16 protein-coding genes, 1 pseudogene and 1 riboswitch are annotated in these 16,772 nt (G+C 69.0%); of the genes and pseudogenes, 5 read left to right on the top strand and 12 right to left on the bottom strand.

The window, feature by feature from the left end:
* Nucleotides 1-43: 43 nt before the first annotated feature.
* The 5 genes from ACFU3E_RS37270 to rlmN form a co-directional block, all read right to left on the bottom strand.
* Nucleotides 44-841: a maleylpyruvate isomerase family mycothiol-dependent enzyme gene (locus ACFU3E_RS37270; protein WP_384168896.1), complete on the bottom strand. Its 798-nt coding sequence runs from the start codon at nt 839-841 to the stop codon at nt 44-46.
* Between the two features lie 25 nt (nt 842-866).
* A complete protein-coding gene (locus tag ACFU3E_RS37275) occupies nt 867-1,886 on the bottom strand; it encodes an ABC transporter ATP-binding protein (protein ID WP_384168899.1) in 1,020 nt (339 codons plus the stop codon).
* On the bottom strand, nt 1,886-3,487 hold the full coding sequence (locus ACFU3E_RS37280; RefSeq protein ID WP_384168928.1) for an ABC transporter permease: 1,602 nt from the start codon (nt 3,485-3,487) through the stop codon (nt 1,886-1,888). The genes ACFU3E_RS37275 and ACFU3E_RS37280 overlap by 1 nt, the downstream gene beginning before the upstream one ends.
* A 38-nt stretch (nt 3,488-3,525) precedes the next feature.
* The gene (locus ACFU3E_RS37285; protein WP_384168931.1) at nt 3,526-4,563 is read right to left on the bottom strand and encodes a thiamine ABC transporter substrate binding subunit; all 1,038 of its coding nucleotides are present in this window, start codon (nt 4,561-4,563) and stop codon (nt 3,526-3,528) included.
* A 124-nt stretch (nt 4,564-4,687) separates the two neighbouring features.
* Nucleotides 4,688-4,794, bottom strand: a riboswitch (TPP riboswitch).
* A gap of 53 nt (nt 4,795-4,847) precedes the next feature.
* A complete protein-coding gene (rlmN, locus tag ACFU3E_RS37290) occupies nt 4,848-5,954 on the bottom strand; it encodes a 23S rRNA (adenine(2503)-C(2))-methyltransferase RlmN (protein WP_107459252.1) in 1,107 nt (368 codons plus the stop codon).
* A gap of 436 nt (nt 5,955-6,390) precedes the next feature.
* On the opposite strand from rlmN, the gene ACFU3E_RS37295 reads away from it, so the two are divergent.
* The 4 genes from ACFU3E_RS37295 (at nt 6,391) to ACFU3E_RS37310 (ending at nt 9,641) form a co-directional block, all read left to right on the top strand.
* Nucleotides 6,391-7,410, top strand: coding sequence for a pentapeptide repeat-containing protein (locus ACFU3E_RS37295; protein ID WP_384168903.1), 1,020 nt, complete (start codon nt 6,391-6,393; stop codon nt 7,408-7,410).
* Between the two features lie 554 nt (nt 7,411-7,964).
* Nucleotides 7,965-8,761 (top strand): IS5 family transposase gene (locus tag ACFU3E_RS37300; RefSeq protein ID WP_384168933.1). Its coding sequence is split into 2 segments (ribosomal slippage): nt 7,965-8,300 and nt 8,303-8,761, totalling 795 coding nucleotides; the frame shifts between segments, so codons are not numbered across the junction.
* Nucleotides 8,762-8,856: 95 nt separating this feature from the next.
* Nucleotides 8,857-9,123 (top strand): hypothetical protein, encoded by a 267-nt coding sequence (locus ACFU3E_RS37305; RefSeq protein ID WP_384168906.1) that lies wholly within the window; start codon nt 8,857-8,859, stop codon nt 9,121-9,123.
* Nucleotides 9,124-9,416: 293 nt separating this feature from the next.
* Nucleotides 9,417-9,641: a hypothetical protein gene (locus ACFU3E_RS37310; RefSeq protein WP_384168909.1), complete on the top strand. Its 225-nt coding sequence runs from the start codon at nt 9,417-9,419 to the stop codon at nt 9,639-9,641.
* A 662-nt stretch (nt 9,642-10,303) separates the two neighbouring features.
* On the opposite strand, the pseudogene ACFU3E_RS37315 reads toward ACFU3E_RS37310, so the two are convergent.
* The 7 genes and pseudogenes from ACFU3E_RS37315 to rpsB all read right to left on the bottom strand — a co-directional run.
* Nucleotides 10,304-10,492: pseudogene (locus ACFU3E_RS37315) on the bottom strand (NUDIX hydrolase); the annotation flags it as partial.
* A gap of 29 nt (nt 10,493-10,521) precedes the next feature.
* Nucleotides 10,522-10,971 (bottom strand): SRPBCC family protein, encoded by a 450-nt coding sequence (locus ACFU3E_RS37320; protein WP_384168912.1) that lies wholly within the window; start codon nt 10,969-10,971, stop codon nt 10,522-10,524.
* Nucleotides 10,972-11,090: 119 nt separating this feature from the next.
* Nucleotides 11,091-12,218 (bottom strand): phosphatidate cytidylyltransferase, encoded by a 1,128-nt coding sequence (locus ACFU3E_RS37325; RefSeq protein WP_384168915.1) that lies wholly within the window; start codon nt 12,216-12,218, stop codon nt 11,091-11,093.
* Nucleotides 12,218-12,775 (bottom strand): ribosome recycling factor, encoded by a 558-nt coding sequence (frr, locus tag ACFU3E_RS37330; RefSeq protein WP_031120910.1) that lies wholly within the window; start codon nt 12,773-12,775, stop codon nt 12,218-12,220. The genes ACFU3E_RS37325 and frr overlap by 1 nt, the downstream gene beginning before the upstream one ends.
* A gap of 166 nt (nt 12,776-12,941) precedes the next feature.
* A complete protein-coding gene (gene pyrH, locus ACFU3E_RS37335) occupies nt 12,942-13,700 on the bottom strand; it encodes a UMP kinase (RefSeq protein ID WP_030852122.1) in 759 nt (252 codons plus the stop codon).
* A gap of 184 nt (nt 13,701-13,884) precedes the next feature.
* Nucleotides 13,885-14,721: a translation elongation factor Ts gene (gene tsf, locus ACFU3E_RS37340; protein ID WP_384168919.1), complete on the bottom strand. Its 837-nt coding sequence runs from the start codon at nt 14,719-14,721 to the stop codon at nt 13,885-13,887.
* A 175-nt stretch (nt 14,722-14,896) separates the two neighbouring features.
* Nucleotides 14,897-15,838, bottom strand: coding sequence for a 30S ribosomal protein S2 (gene rpsB / locus ACFU3E_RS37345; RefSeq protein ID WP_384168922.1), 942 nt, complete (start codon nt 15,836-15,838; stop codon nt 14,897-14,899).
* Between the two features lie 272 nt (nt 15,839-16,110).
* Here rpsB and ACFU3E_RS37350 point away from each other — a divergent pair.
* On the top strand, nt 16,111-16,772 hold a 662-nt coding region (locus tag ACFU3E_RS37350; protein WP_384168925.1), incomplete at its 3' end, for a murein hydrolase activator EnvC family protein.

Consider the following 16,772-nt stretch of genomic DNA (forward strand, 5'->3'; position numbering starts at 1 on the left):
GGACGTGGCCCGTCCCCCGACCGGGGGCGGGCCACGTCCCGTCTCATCCGAACGTCGCCCGCTCCAGCCAGAACTCCAGCACTTCGCGCTCCCCCAGCACCTCCAGACCGGGGGCGTCGAGCGGCAGCCTCCGGTAGAACGCGAGCAGGACGGACGTGAGTGGCCCGCGCAGGGCGACGGTGGCCTTCTCATGGCCCCGGCGCCAGGTGACACCGTCCTCGGCGAGTTCCACGAGCCACTCGGCGTCGAGGCCCGGCCCGGTGTCGGTGGCGTGCAGATGGATGGTGCGGCGAGGGCCGCGCAGTTCCCCCACCGTGTCGTGCGGCTCGGTCCGCTGCACGTACTCCACGATCTGCAGCCACTCGTCGATCGCGTCGGCGGCCACCTCGGGCGCGACCTCGTAGGACAGTTCCGCGGCGAGCGTGGCATCCGCGCGGTGCACGGTGATCTCGTGCGTCAGCCGGCGGGCCCAGAACCCGGAGGTCGGGATCCCCGCCCAGGCCCACACCTTCCTGTCAGGCCCGGCCTCCCGCAACGACGCGACGACCTGCTCGCCGCTCTCCGCCAGCCATGCGTCCAGTACGGCGGCGTCCCCCCGGCTCCCGGGCCCGGCGAGACCCGGCACCCGCTCCTCGGGCACTTCCTCTCCGGCCCGGGTCCGCACGATGTACTCCACCCAGCGCAGGGCGCCGCCCATGTGCCGGACCAGGTCCTCCAGCGACCAGTCCGGGCAGGTCGGCACCCTGCCGGACAGATCGGCGCCGGACGTCACCACACTTCTCAACTGAGCGACCTGGTGGGCGATTTCATCGCAGTAGCGATCATGTGCGAGCAGCGTCATGCCCCGCACCTTAAGCGGCGGCCGATCAGCCGAGCACCACGATTTCAGCCGCGTCGAACTCCACCCCGGCCTCGTCACCGACGTCCGGCGCCGCCCGCAGCGTGCACGCCGCCTCCAGGCGTGGGGCGTCCTCGGGCTGGAGGTGCACGGCGACATGGGTGCCCTTGAAGGTGCGCGCGGCCACCGTGCAGCGCAGGCCCGAGCCGACAGGCACCAGGCGCACTCCGGCGGGCCGCACGAGCAGCGTGCGCGTGCCCTGCGGGGCGCCCCCCGGCACCGGCACCTTGCCCCACGGTGTGTCCGCGGCCTCGGCCCCGACCGTTGCCTCGACCACGTTCTCGAAGCCGAGGAAGCGGGCGACGAACGCGTCGGCCGGCCGCTGCCACACCTCGAGAGGCGTACCGGACTGCGCGATCCGCCCGTCCCGCATCACCACGACCCGGCCGGCCAGCGCGAAGGCCTCCCCCTGGTCGTGCGTCACGGCGAGCACGGTCGTGCCCAACCGGCCGAAGAGTTCCTTCAGTTCGACGACCAGCCGCTCCCTCAGCGACCGGTCGAGCTGCCCCAGCGGCTCGTCCAGCATCAGCAGCCGGGGGCTCGGCGCAAGGGCCCGGGCCAGCGCCACGCGCTGCTGCTCCCCGCCGGACAGCGCTGCGACAGCCCGGCGGCCTGCGCCCGGCAGTCCCACCAGATCGAGCAACTCCCGCACCCGATCGGCCTGTCGCCGCTTCGGCTCGCCGCGCATCCGCAGCCCGAACGCCACGTTGCCGCCCACGTCCCGCTGCGGGAACAGCTGGTGGTCCTGGAACATCAGCCCGACGCCCCGCCGGTGCGCGGGCACTCCCGCCTGGTCGTGTCCGTCGAGCACCACCCGCCCGGAGTCGAGGGGCTGCAGCCCGGCCACCGCCCGCAGCAGGGTCGACTTGCCACTGCCGCTGGGGCCGAGCACGCACACGATCTCGTGCTCGGCGACCTCCAGATCAACGGCGTCCAGTACGGCACGCCCGCCGAAACGGACCGTCGCGCCCCGCAGAGCCAGCAGCATCAGAACTCCCCCGTCCGGTCCGTGCGGAGTCGCTCCAGCACCAGCAGGGCCACCGCGCACACCACCATCAGAATCGTCGAAAGGGCCATCGCCTGGCCGTAGTTGAGATCACCGGGCCGCCCGAGCAGCCGGGCCACGGCCACCGGCAGCGTCGGCCGGTCGGGCCGTGCGATGAACACCGTCGCGCCGAACTCCCCGAGGGACACGGCGAAGGCGAACCCGGCCGCGATCAGCAGCGCCCGCCGCACCATCGGCAGGTCCACCTCCCGCCACACCCGCCAGGGCGAGGCCCCGAGCACGGAGGCCGCTTCCCGCAGCCGCGCGTCGACCGCCCTCAGGACGGGCAGCATGGTCCGTACGACGAACGGCACCCCGACCAGCGCCTGCGCGAGCGGCACCAGGATCCAGGAGGATCTGAGGTCCAGCGGCGGCTCGTCGAGGGAGATGAGGAACCCGAAGCCGACCGTCACGGCTGACACACCGAGCGGCAGCATCAGCAGCGCGTCGAAGCCGCGCACGAACCTTCCGGCGCCCCGGCGAGTGAGTGCGACAGCGGCGAGGCCGCCGATCACCACGGCGATGAGCGTGGCGGCGACGGCGTACGACAGGGAGTTGCCGATCGCCTCGATCGGCGGGACCAGGAACACTCCCCCGTCCTCGCTGGTCAGCGCCCGGTAGTAGCCGAAGCCCGGCGCGTCCAGGGATCGCTGCACCAGCACGGCCAGCGGCAGCACGAGCAGCACGGCGACCGTGACGAGCACCCCGCCCAGCAGTGCCCGCTGTCCCGCGCCGCGCGGCCGGCGCGCGGTCACGGCCGCGTCCACGAGCCGCAGCGCGGTCTCGCGGCGCCGCACGGTCCAGGCGTGCAGGGCGAGGATCGCGCCGACCGCGACGAACTGGACGAGGGTCAGCACGGCCGCCGTGGACAGGTCGAAGATCTCGGACGTCTGCCGGTAGATCTCCACCTCCAGAGTGGAGAAGGTGGGCCCGCCGAGGATCTGCACGACGCCGAAGGAGGTGAAGGTGAACAGGAAGACCATGAGCGAGGCGGCGGCCACGGCCGGGGCGAGGGCGGGCAGGGTGATCTGCCGCCAGGCCTTCAGCGGAGACGCCCCGAGCATCCGCGCGGCCTCCTCCTGCCGGGGGTCGAGCTGCGCCCAGAGCCCGCCGACCGTCCGGACGACGACCGCGTAGTTGAAGAAGACGTGCGCGAGCAGGATCGCCCACACGGTGGTGTCCAGCCGCACGCCCCACAGCTCGTCGAGCAGCCCGCCCCGCCCGACCAGCGCCAGGAACGCCGTACCGACGACGACCGTCGGCAGCACGAACGGCACGGTCACGACCGCCCGCAGGACCTGCTTGCCGGGGAAGTCGAAGCGGGCGAAGACGTACGCGCCGGGCAGCGCGACGAGCAGGGTGAGCGCGGTCGAGACCAGCGCCTGCCAGGTGGTGAACCACAGCACGTGCCGGACGTCGGACTGCGCCAGCACCTCCCCGATCCGCCCGAGGTGCCAGGTCCCGTCGGCCTTCAGGCCGCGCGCGACGATCGCGGAGACGGGGTAGGCGAAGAAGACCGCGAAGAACGCGACGGGCGCGGCCAGCAGACCGAACCGCGCCGCCGCGCCCCGCTTCCGGGCGGCTACTTCAGTACGAGCGAGGTCCACGACTTGACCCACTGGTCACGGTGGTCGGCGATCTTCGCCGGGTCCATGGTCTCGGGGTCCTTCGCCTGCGGCCCGTACTTCACGAAGTCCGGCGGCACCTGGGCACCCTGGCGCACCGGGTACACGAACATGTTCATCGGCATGTCCTCCTGGAACCGCTGCGTGAGCAGGAAGTCCAGGAACGCCTTGCCGCCCTTGGTGTTCTTCGCGTTACTGAGCAGCCCCGCGTACTCGACCTGCCGGAAGCAGGTGCCCTCGGCGACCCCGGTCGGCGCCGTACTCGGCTTCGGATCGGCGAAGACGACCTCGGCGGGCGGCGAGGAGGCGTACGACACGACGAGCGGCCGGTCGCCCTTGGCCTTCTTGCCGCCGGCCGAGCCGGAGAACTCCTCGTTGTAGGCCTGCTCCCAGCCGTCGACGACCTTCACGCCGTTGGCCTTGAGCTTCTTCCAGTAGCCTTCCCAGCCGTCGTCGCCGTACGTGGCGGCGGTGCCGAGCAGGAAACCGAGGCCGGGCGAGGAGGCGGAGGCGTTCTCCGTGACGAGCAGGTTCTTGTACTCCGGCTTGACCAGGTCGTCGAAGCTGCGCGGCGGCTGCAGCTTGTGGTCGGCGAAGTACTTCTTGTCGTAGTTGACGCAGATGTCGCCGGTGTCGACGGGCGTGACGCGATGTCGTTCCTGATCGACCCGGTACTCCGCCTTGATCTGCTCCGAACCCTTCGCCTCGTACGACTGGAACAGGCCGTTGTCGAGGGCGCGGGACAGGAGTGTGTTGTCGACGCCGAAGAAGACGTCGCCCTGCGGGTTGTCCTTGGTCAGGATGGCCTTGTTCACGGCCTGACCGGCGTCGCCGTCCTTCAGGACGTCGACCTTGTAACCGGACTGCTTCTCGAAGGCGGCGATGACGTCCTTGGACGCGGCCCACGAGTCGTGGCTGACGAGCGTCACGGTCTTGGAGTCGCCGGCCCCCTGGCCGCCGTCGGACGACCCGCACGCGGCGAGCGTGCCGGCCATGCCGAGCCCGACGACCGCCGCCGTCAGCCGCTTTGCGTAGATGCTCACTGGATTCCTCCTGGAGTGACCAGGAGAAGACGCGGCCCTGCCCGGGACTTCCGCGGTCCCGGGCAGGGCGCAACAGCTCGAGTGGCGACCGATCTCCCTACCCAGAATGACCTGGGCCAGGTTCGGAGGGTCTGCGGCCGTGTGCCGCACTCTCAGCGCTGTGGCGCTCCCCTGTCGGAATATGCAGGTGTGGATGTGATGGTGCCGGTGATGAAGATGTACTGACCCCGGTCAGACTACCGCTCGGTGGCAGCGAGCTGACCACACGCCCCGTCGATCTCCTGACCACGGGTGTCCCGGATCGTCACCGGCACACCATGGGCGGCGATCGCCTCCACGAACGCCTTCTCGTCCTCGGGCCGCGAGGCGGTCCACTTGGAACCGGGCGTCGGGTTCAGCGGGATCAGGTTGACGTGTACCGGCTTACCCTTGAGCAGCCGGCCGAGCCGGTCACCCCGCCAGGCCTGGTCGTTGATGTCCCGGATCAGCGCGTACTCGATGGACAGCCGCCGCCCGGACTTGGCGCTGTACTCGAAACCGGCGTCCAGCACCTCCCGGACCTTCCAGCGCGTGTTCACCGGCACGAGGGTGTCACGCAGCTCGTCGTCGGGAGCGTGCAGCGAGATGGCGAGGCGGCACTTGAAGCCTTCGTCGGCGAACCGGTGGATGGCCGGGACGAGGCCGACGGTGGAGACGGTGATGCCCCGCTGGGACAGACCGAGGCCGTCGGGCTCGGGGTCGGTGAGCCGCCGGATGGATCCGATGACCCGGTTGTAGTTGGCGAGCGGCTCGCCCATGCCCATGAAGACGATGTTGCTGAGCCGCGCGGGGCCGCCGGGGACCTCCCCGTCCCGCAGGGCCCGCATGCCGTCCACGATCTGGTGCACGATCTCGGCGGTGGACAGATTCCGGTCGAGACCGGCCTGTCCGGTCGCGCAGAACGGGCAGTTCATACCGCATCCGGCCTGCGAGCTGATGCACATGGTCACGCGGTCCGGGTAGCGCATCAGCACGGACTCGACGAGCGTCCCGTCGAACAGCCGCCACAGCGTCTTGCGGGTGGTGCCCTGGTCGGTCGACAGATGCCGCACGACGGTCATCAGCTCGGGCAGCAACGCCTCCTGCAGGCGCCCCCGGGCACCGGCCGGAATATCGGTCCACTGCTCCGGATCATGCGCGTACCGCGCGAAGTAGTGCTGCGACAGCTGCTTGGCACGAAACGGCTTCTCCCCGACCGCGGCTACGGCCTCCTTGCGCTCGGCAGGAGTGAGATCGGCGAGATGCCGCGGCGGCTTCTTGGCTCCGCGCGGGGCGACGAAAGTGAGTTCTCCGGGCTTAGGCATGGCCGTACCAGTGTCGCAGATCGAATCGTGCGACCTGGGGGCCGAGCCGCGTGCAGTGGTCGTTGTTGGTTGTCTCTTGTCGTCGGTGGCTCTCCTCGGACGGCCCACAGACGGCCCGGCTGTGCCTCCGCTGCGGGAGCTTCCGTGCAGTTTGACGGCCTCTCGCCCCACACACAGCGACTGCGGTCGGCACTGTCGAGCGGGCCTAAGCTCGTCGCGGCCCTTGCGGCACTCACCGAAGCAATTGTGCAGATCGGTGGCACAGGGCATCCGCCGCTGTGACACTGGCCGACCGGAACTACATTTCATGATCGAACATCTGAGCGACGGGCGCCCACTCACCCACTCCGCCAGTTGCGCTTCCTGGAACCTCAGCTTCTGCTCTGGGTATCGGGGTTAGCGGTTGAGATGCGGCGCTTCGGGCCATGCTGCCCGTATGAAGCCCAAGACGAAGCGGATCACCCTGGGTGCGGTGCTTGCCCTCGTGATCGTGGGCTACGCGCTGCTCCTCTGGCGCGGCCCTTGGTGGATCGACGGGGCCCACCTCCGTCAGAAGAACCTCCAGCCCGCCGACGGCGTCGTCATCACCGGCTTCCGCACCATGCTCGTCGCCATCGGAGCTGGAGCCCTCGCCGCGCTCGGCCTGTACTACACACACAAGAGCCATCGGCACACCGAGAAGCTCTTCGAGCACACCCGCGAGAAGGATCGCGAACAGGCGGAGGTAGCACGCGAAGGGCAGGTCACGGAACGCTATGTAGAGGCGATCAAGCTTCTGTCATCCGGCAGCCTTACCCAGCGGCTCGGGGGCATCTATTCTTTGGAGCGGATCATGCGTGACAGCGAGAAGGATCACGCGACGATCGTGGAGGTTCTAGCGGCCTTCATAAGGGATTCGGCTCCAGAGATCCCAGTGGCTCCTGATGGTTCGAGCCCGAACGAGGCGCGGTCGTCGCCGGAAGAAGATGTCCAGGCGGCACTCGCAGTTCTCGGGCGTCGCCCGGAGTGCATTGAAGAGGAGGCTCGGCTGAACTTGAGCCGTACGAACCTACGTGGAGCCGATCTCCTGGAAGCCAGGCTGGCTGGCGCAAACCTAGCGGATTCCTCCCTGGAAGGAGCTTCGCTTTTCGGAGCCGATCTGCGGGGGGCGTATCTAGACGGCGTTCGCCTCGACCAAGCAGACTTGAGCGAAGCGCGTCTTGACGAGGTGGACTTGAGCGGGGCCAGCGTCGGACGAGCGATTGTACTGGGCGCCATTCTCACCTCGGCGACTGTAGGGCATGCAGACTTTTCGCAAACCATTCATCTCACACGTGAGCAGCTACTGAGCGCCAAGTTCAACAGCTCGACCAAACTTCCACCTCGCTTGATGCATGACCCTGTAGTGGGAGCGCGTATTGCCGAGATAGAGCAGGGGATGAGGCAGCGGCACCCCAGTGGCTCGGGCGGCGAGTAAGGGTTCGCAGATAAACAACGTTCACGCCTCCCAGTACCTCCACGGCGGTCCAGACGTGCAGAGCCCAGGCGTAGAGGCGAGCTTCCGTTTTTGGGTATGCCATGGCGAGGCAAGGCCGGCTATTGCGCGACGGGTGATTGATCGCGGTCGGCCACGGCTGTGCGCTGCTGTTGTCAGTTCCCGTGTCAACGACACCTTGGTAGGTCGACTGAGCTCACCCCGCACGATCTTGAAAACCGTCGTGGCAGCGATGTCACCGTGGGTTCAAATCCCACCGCCTCCGCGCGATAAGCAGTGATAACGGCCCCTGACCTTTGACTTTGGTCGGGGGTCGTGCTCATGTCCGGCTACCGTGACTGCCCGGTGTTCCCCGTGGTTTCCCGCTTGATCGGGCACGACTGGGGCACAGGCGACAGATCCGGCCTGATGCCCGGCGAGAGCGGCGCATCTGAGTAGCTGTGCTCATGTGCAGTGCCCGCTGCAACCACCATGCTGACCGCATGTACTTAGACGTCGTCTCAATTGGAGTGCTGGGTAATCTGCACCGTGTGGTGATGGTCGAGCGCATGGTGCCGGACGAGTTGTGGGAGCTGTTCCAGCGGGTGGTCCCGCCTGCTCCATCGCGGCCGCAGGGCGGCGGTCGGCGCCGGTACGGAGATCGTGAGGTTCTGGCCGCGATCATCTTCGTGGCCACGACGGGCTGCACCTGGCGGCAGTTGCCGCCGGTCTTCGGCCCGTCGGGGCCGACCGCGCACCGGCGCTTCACTGAGTGGACCGCCGCCCGGGTCTGGGCAAAGCTGCACCGCGTCATCCTCGACGAGCTGGGTTCGCGCGGAGACCTGGACTGGTCGCGCTGCGCGATCGACTCGGTGAACATACGGGCCCTGAAAGGGGGGACCTGACAGGTCCGAATCCTGTTGACCGGGGCAAGAAGGGCTCGAAGGTCCACTTGATCACCGAGCGGACGGGTTTACCCCTCTCGATCGGGATCTCCGGAGCGAACCTGCACGACAGCCAGGCACTCGAGCCGCTTGTGCGCGGCATCCCGCCGATCCGATCCCGCCGCGGCCCGCGCAGACGACGGCCCGCCAAGCTGCACGCGGACAAGGGCTACGGCTACGACCACCTGCGCCGGTGGCTGCGCAAGCGAGGCATCCGCCACCGCATCGCCCGCAAGGGCATCGAGTCCTCCACCCGGCTTGGCCGACACCGCTGGACGATCGAGCGCACGATGTCCTGGCTGGCCGGTTGCCGCCGCCTGCACCGCCGCTACGAACGCAAGGCCGAACACTTCCTGGCCTTCACCGCCATCGCCTGCAGCCTCATCTGCTACCGCAGACTCACCAAATGAGACGACGTCTTAGTGGATCGTCACCTGCAGACGGGACGGCAGTGGGCATGAGACGGGCGAATGAGCCGTCAACCGGCCAGCAGATCGGAGTCAGCGTGGCGCTACTCGTCATCGACTTCATGCTCATCGCTTGGGCGGTGTACGGCGTTGGGATGGCGGGATGGGCCGACAGCTACGAAAGCGACGGCGTCGTTCCGTCGAGTGCGTCGCGGGCGGCGTCGCAGGCATTGTGGCTTCTGGGGGGCGGCTCAGTACTGACAGGCGGTGGCCTCCTCGCCCTGGGATGGCGCATTCCTGGCATCGTGCAGTTGGTCGTCCTCGGGTTCGGGGCGGTGCTGGTCTCTTCACTGGCTGCCGGTTGATAGCGCGCGCCTGCCAAGCCAGAGATTCCCACCATCCCGTCTGCCGTCGACCCACACACCGTGGAGCGGGCGTGGTTCCTGGCGTCCAGGTGGAGCGCGCCACTGTACGAACGACCTGGACGCCAGGGGCCGCGTCTGCTCGGCTCTGCCTGGGTCGATGGCAGGCGGGATGGCAGCTCCCCGCGCACGCCACTACTCCGGCCAGCGCGCCTCCGCGCCCCCTCCATCTCGGAGCCTGAGCGCCCCCGCCGGAGGCATGCTTTGAGCGTTGCCGCGCTCTGCGGTCTCGACTCATGACCCGGCCTGTTTCACATGTGGGCGCGCGTCGGCGCAGCCGGGCGGAGCGGGCCGAAGGCAGGAGCGGCGCCCGGAGCGGAGCGGGGAAGCGCGGCCACCTGAGCGAGGACGTCATCCGGGTCTTCCACGGCCAGGAGCTGATCACCACCGTCCCGCGTGTCACCAGGAAGGAGGTGGTGGTCCGCAAGTCCAGCGAACACAACCGCCGGAAGATCGTCTAGGGCCGACGTCAAGCATCACCCGACGCCAACCTGTCGACCATCAGCTGAGACTCGACAATGATCCCTTGGACCCGTCCGGGGCTGCCGACTGTGTGCCCGCTGGGCTACCGTGCGATCTATGTCCTCTGCCCTAGACACGCCTCAAGGTGCGGCCGAGCTGGCCGAGTCTCTGTTGCCTCCGCTCGGGAATCGTGGCTGCACACTCAGGCCGTTGCCGCTCGTGCCCGCGAAGCGTCGGCGGCAGTGTCTAAGGATGATCGCGATCTCTCGTCGCTGCCGCGTGGCTGCACGACATCGGCTACGCCCCGGAACTGCGGGACACGGGCTTTCATCCCCTCGACGGTGCGCGATACCTGGAGACGCTTGGTGCGCCGTCCCGGCTCGTGCGCCTGGTCGCTCACCACTCCGGCGCCGTGTATGAGGCCGAGCAGCGCGGCCTGACTGCTGAGCTGGAGGTGTATGACCGAGAGGACTCCTCGGTCCTGGATGCGCTGATCTACGCGGACATGACGACCGGCCCGGCCGGTCAGTGCTTCGTCTTCGACAGTCGCATTGATGAGATCTTGGAGCGGTACGAGCCGGGTAGCGAGGCACACCGCGATCAGCAAGGCGCGGCCGTACCTCGGCGCCGCTGTTGGTCGGACGCTTGCTCGCCTAGACGATCAGCCGACGTAGGGCTCAGGGTGGTCAGCCAGGCCGTGATCGATCCGCATCCGCATCGACGGATGGATGTTCAGGCTGTCCAGCCGACTGGGATGGACGAACGCCACCTCCTTGCTCTCGTTGCTCGCGCGCAGCTCGCCGCCGACGATGCCTGCTCGGAAGCAGATCGAGAACTGTTGGCGGACCTCGCTGAGGGCGCTCGTAGTGCAGCGACCCCTTACTCGCCCGTGTGCTCCAGACGGTCCTTGAGGAGCTGCTCGTTTCGCGGGAGTTCCTTGCGGACCTGAGGGCGTGCGACGAGCGGGACGAGGACCTTGCCCATGCCGTGGCCCTCGAAGTCGATGTCGATCGTGACGTGCGAGCGGCGGCCCTCGTCGTAGGGCTCGACCTGGCCGTGCACCTGTGCCCGGACGGGGCCGTCGACGCCGCGCATGCCCCAGCTGTGCGGCGGGTCGTACTCGGTGACCTCCATCGTCATCGGCATGACGCGGCGGCCGAGGTGCCGGGTCACCCGGACCTGGGTGCCGACGCCGACGGGCCCTTCGTCGAGGCGCTCCGCGGACACGGCGCTCAGCTGCCACTCCGGCAGGCGCTGAGCGTCCATGAGGTACTGGTAGACCTCCTCGGGACGGCGGTCGACGTCGATGCTCTCTCGGATGATGGCCATGATGGCCTCCTTTGGGAGGTACACCTGAATCGTCCCACCTCACTCCCCCCGACGTCTCCCCGGGACGTCAGTGAGCTCCCGCCCGGCCGGACGGGAGCTCACTGACGAAGACGGCCGGTTCAGCCGGAGCCGACGAAGAGCACGAGCAGCAGCCACACCACCGGCGCCGTGGGCAGCAGCGAGTCGAGCCGGTCCATGATGCCGCCGTGGCCCGGCAGCAGCGTGCCCATGTCCTTGATGCCGAGGTCCCGCTTGATCATGGACTCGCCGAGGTCGCCGAGCGTGGCCGTGACCGCGACCGCGAGGCCCAGCACGAGCCCCTGCCACCAGGCACCGTCGTCGATGAGGAACTGCATGCACAGTGCCCCCGCGACCATGGCGAAGGAAACCGCGCCGAGCAGGCCCTCGCGGGTCTTGCCGGGGCTGATGCGCGGGGCCAGCTTGTGCCGGCCGAACCGCCAGCCGACGGCGTAGGCCCCGGTGTCGCTGACGACCGTGAGCAGCAGGAAGGTGAGCACCCGCTGCGCCCCGTCGTCCGCGGTCAGCATCATCGCGACGAAGGTCGCGAGGAAGGGCACGTAGAACGCCGCGAAGACGCCTGCGGTGACGTCCCTCAGGTAGCCCTCGGGCGGTTCGGTCATGCGCCAGACCAGGACGGCCAGTGCCGTGAGCGCCATCGCCACCCACGCGCCCTCCGCGCCCCGGACGTACCCGGCGACGACCATCGCGGCACCGCCGAGCGCGAGCGGCACCAGGGGCGCCCGGATGCCCTTGCGTTCCTCCAGCCGCTTGGTCAGCTCCCACAGGCCCACCACCACGGCCACCGCGACGACACCGACGAACACGGCCTTGACGACGAACAGCGACGCGACGATCACCGCACCGAGCCCGACACCGACCCCTATCGCGGCACTCAGGTCGCGACCCGCGCTCTTCTTCGGCGGCTTGGGCGCCGGCTGCGGGGCGTCGGGCATGGGCTCCGGATTCGTGTCGTTTCGGACCGGGGGGCCACTCAGTCGAGCAGCCCCCCGGTCGTCATCCTGGTTTCCGCCGAATTCGGTCACGTCGGGCACGATGGGCATGGGGCGAGTCTGAGGCGCTTCATACGCATCGTATGCGGGACCCGCCGGAGCGGCCCCCTGGACGTGCCCGTGGCCGGGGCCCTGGACGTGGCCGTGACCATGCCCTTGGTCGGTGGGCCCCCAGTACCCGGCCTGTGGCGGCGCCCCCCAGGAAGAGTCGTTCATCAGACCTCGAGCAGCTCCGCTTCCTTGTGCTTCAGGAGCTCGTCCACCTGCGCGACGTACTTCGCGGTGGTGTCGTCGAGCTCCTTCTCCGCACGGCGGCCCTCGTCCTCGCCGACCTCGCCGTCCTTGATCAGCTTGTCGATGGCGTCCTTGGCCTTGCGGCGCACGGAGCGGATGGAGACCTTGGCGTCCTCACCCTTGCTCTTGGCGACCTTGATGTACTCGCGGCGGCGCTCCTCGGTCAGCTCGGGGAACACCACCCGGATGATGTTGCCGTCGTTGCTCGGGTTGACGCCCAGGTCGGAGTCGCGGATCGCCTGCTCGATGTTGCGCAGCGCGCTCTTGTCGAACGGGGTCACCACGGCCATGCGCGGCTCGGGCACCGAGAACGAGGCCAGCTGGTTGATCGGGGTCGGCGCACCGTAGTAGTCGGCCACGATCTTGTTGAACATCGCCGGGTGCGCACGGCCGGTGCGGATCGCGGCGAAGTCCTCCTTGGCGACCACGACGGCCTTCTCCATCTTCTCCTCGGCCTCGAGGAGGGTCTCTTCGATCACCACTTGCTCCTGCGTGTCTTGAGTAGGCCCGGCTGCGGTTCCATGTGGGGCGGCGGCCGGCTGCGTCGCGTCTTCTTCCTGCACGGTTCCCGACCGGCAGGACATTGTCCATCCCCCGGCCCGGCTCCGTCCCGTCCGTCCCCCGGACGGGGTTGTTCCCGGGGTGTCAGTCCCGGCTGCCGGGGTCCCCCACCAGCGTGCCGATCTTCTCACCCTTGACGGCGCGTCCGATGTTGCCCTCCGCCAGCAGCTCGAAGACCACGATCGGGAGCTTGTTGTCGCGGCACAGCGTCACGGCCGTGGCGTCGGCGACCTTCAGATCGCGCGTGATGACCTCGCCGTAGCCGAGGTGATCGAACTTCACCGCGTCCGGGTTGGTCTTGGGGTCGGAGTCGTAAACCCCGTCCACACCGTTCTTGCCCATGAGCAGCGCCTCGGCGTCGATCTCCAGGGCGCGCTGGGCGGCGGTGGTGTCGGTGGAGAAGTACGGCATGCCCATCCCGGCGCCGAAGATGACCACACGGCCCTTCTCCAGGTGCCGCACGGCGCGCAGCGGGATGTAGGGCTCGGCGACCTGGCCCATGGTGATGGCGGTCTGCACCCGGCAGTCCACGCCCACCTTCTCCAGGAAGTCCTGGAGAGCGAGGCAGTTCATGACGGTGCCGAGCATGCCCATGTAGTCGGAGCGGGCCCGGTCCATGCCGCGCTGCTGGAGTTCGGCACCGCGGAAGAAGTTGCCGCCGCCGATGACGATCGCGATCTCCGCGCCGTCGCGTACGACGGCCGCGATCTCGCGGGCGATCTTGTGCACCACGTCGGGGTCGACGCCAAGGCCCCCGCCACCGGAGAAGGCCTCTCCGGACAGCTTCAGCAGAAACCGGCCGCGTACTTTGCCGTCGTCGCTCTTCTGGGCCTTGGTGGTCATGGGGGATCCCGCCTCTTTCACGTGTTGCACATACCAAGAAGGCCATTGCCGGTGGGGCGTGTTTCGCATCCCATACGGCAATGGCCTCCTCGTCAGATCTGCTGTCGCCCGCCACTCATGTGACGGCGCACGCGGACGACTGCTGTCGACCCTATCGGGGTCGGGCGTCGAGCGCGGTACGGACTCAGATGCCGACCTTGATGCGCGTGAAGCGCTTCAGGGTGACACCGGCCTCGTCCAGGACCTTCTGGACGGACTTCTTGTTGTCGAGCGCGTACGGCTGGCCGAGCAGCGTGGCGTCCTTGAAGAAGCCGTTGAGGCGACCCTCGACGATCTTCGGCAGGGCGGCCTCGGGCTTGCCCTCGGCGCGGGTGGTCTCCTCGGCGACGCGGCGCTCGGACTCGACGACCTCGGCCGGCACGTCCTCCTTGGAGAGGTACTTCGGCGCGAAGGCGGCGATGTGCTGGGCAACGCCCTTGGCGATCTCCGCGTTCGGCTTGTCCAGCTCGACGAGGACACCGATCTGCGGGGGCAGGTCGGGCATCGTGCGGTGCATGTACGCCGTCACGTAGCCGTCGGCGAACTGCGCGAAGCGGTCCAGGACGATCTTCTCGCCCAGGTTGGCGTTGGCCTCGTCGACGAACGCCTGGACGGTCTTGCCGGCCTCGATCTCGGAGGCGAGCAGGGCCTCGAGGTCGGCCGGGGAGGTCTTGGCGACGTGCTCGGCGATGGTGTTGGCCACGGCCTGGAACTTGTCGCCCTTGGCGACGAAGTCCGTCTCGCACTTCAGCTCGACGATGACACCGGAGGAGTTGTCGTCGGCGATGATCGAGACGACGGCACCGTTCTCGGCGGAACGGCCTTCGCGCTTGGCGACGCCCTTCTGGCCCTTGATGCGGAGCGCCTCGACGGCCTTCTCGACGTTGCCCTCGGCCTCGTCCAGCGCCTTCTTGCAGTCCATCATGCCGGCGCCCGTGAGCTCACGGAGCTTCTTGACGTCGGCGGCGGTGTAGTTCGCCATGAGTCTGTGAATCTCTCTCGAAGTCTGGAAGATCGAAGATCTGCGGATGCGCCCCATGGAGCCGGAAGGCGCTGTCCTTCCGCCGACCTACGGGTCAACGGCGGGAGCGGACTTCACCGCGCCGAAGGCGCTGGTGGATTCGGTGCCGCTCCCGCCGTCAACTCGGACTGACGGGTCAGGCCTGCTCGGCCTCGGCCGGCTTCTCGTCCTCGGCCGGCTTCTCGGCCTCGGCAGCGGGGGCCTCGGCGGCCGGAGCAGCCTCGGCGGCCGGAGCAGCCTCGGCGGCCGGAGCGGCCTCCGCGGCGGGGGCGGCCTCGGCGGCCGGAGCAGCCTCGTCGGCCTTCTTCTCGCCCTCGAGCAGGTCGCGCTCCCACTCGGCCAGCGGCTCGCCGGCGGCCTTCTCGCCCTTGCCCTCGGTGGCGACACCGCTGCGGGAGATGAGGCCCTCGGCGACGGCGTCGGCGATGACGCGGGTGAGCAGGGTGACGGAGCGGATCGCGTCGTCGTTGCCCGGGATCTTGTAGTCGACCTCGTCGGGGTCGCAGTTGGTGTCGAGAATCGCGACGACCGGAATGTTCAGCTTCCGGGCCTCACCAACCGCGATGTGCTCCTTCTTGGTGTCCACGATCCAGACGGCGCTGGGCACCTTGGACATCTCGCGGATACCACCGAGGGTCTTCTCCAGCTTGGCCTTCTCGCGCGAGAGCACGAGAAGCTCCTTCTTGGTCAGACCGGACGCGGCGACGTCCTCGAAGTCGATCTGCTCGAGCTCCTTGAGGCGCTGCAGCCGCTTGTAGACGGTCGAGAAGTTGGTGAGCATGCCGCCCAGCCAGCGCTGGTTGACGTAGGGCATGCCGACGCGGGTGGCCTGCTCGGCGATGGCCTCCTGCGCCTGCTTCTTCGTGCCGACGAACATGACCGTGCCGCCGTGGGCGACGGTCTCCTTGACGAACTCGTAGGCGCGGTCGATGTACGACAGCGACTGGAGCAGGTCGATGATGTAGATGCCGTTGCGCTCCGTGAAGATGAAGCGCTTCATCTTCGGGTTCCAACGACGGGTCTGGTGACCGAAGTGGACGCCGCTCTCCAGCAGCTCCCGCATCGTGACGACGGCCATGGCCGTATCTCCTTGTGCTTCTCGGTTGTGCCGCGGATGCCGGACGGCTTCCGCGCCTGACGCCCACTGCGCGCCGTTCCACGAGGGACCGAGGGGCGCTGATACGGCCCGTTGCCGGGGTTCGTATCGGGGCGTGCGAAGTCGACCTGATGACTCAGGTCGCCACCAGAAGTGTACGGGACCCGCGGGGTGCCGGGTGACGCCGTTGTCCACAGCCGGGCCCCCGCCCACAGCCGCGAGCGGCGACGCCTGCGCTCCGGAAGGCTCTCCGCATGCGAGCGAACCGATGTCTTCGTGTCTGTGCGCGCCTGATCCTGCTGGTGATCGTCACGGCTGCGGCCCTGCTGGCCCCGCCACCACCGCTGTTCGCGGCGGGGGCGTCCCTTGCAGACGCCACCGTTCCGGCGATCGGCCGCACCTGGCCCGTCGCCGTACGCCCCCGGGTCCTGCGGGGCTGGGAGCCCCCGGCGACGACCTACGGCCCGGGCCACCGGGGCGTGGATCTGGCGGCGCCCGCGGGCACACCGGTTCGAGCGGTGGCCCCGGGCCGGGTCTCCTTCGCCGGCCGGGTGGCCGGCAAGGGAGTCGTCGCGGTGGACCTCACGGGGACGGGCGATCCCCCCTTGCGCACGACGTACGAGCCGGTGACGGCAACGGTCGAGAAGGGTGCGGAGGTGGCAGCGGGCGAGGTGATCGGCACGGTGGACGCGCGCGGCTCGCACTGCACGGCAGTCACGTGCGTCCACTGGGGACTGCGCCGCGGCGAGGCGTACGAGAACCCGCTGTCGCTCCTGCCGCCCTGGCTCCTGCACAGGGGCCCGTCAAGGCTGCTGCCGGTCCCGGGCGGTGGGGCCGCCGCCGGGTGGGGGCCCCCCGCCGGGCCCCGGCCCGCCGGCGGCAGCACCGCACGGCCCGCCGGCGCCTGGGACAAGCC

This window comes from Streptomyces sp. NPDC057424 (genome assembly GCF_042803315.1).
Taxonomy (GTDB): domain Bacteria; phylum Actinomycetota; class Actinomycetes; order Streptomycetales; family Streptomycetaceae; genus Streptomyces.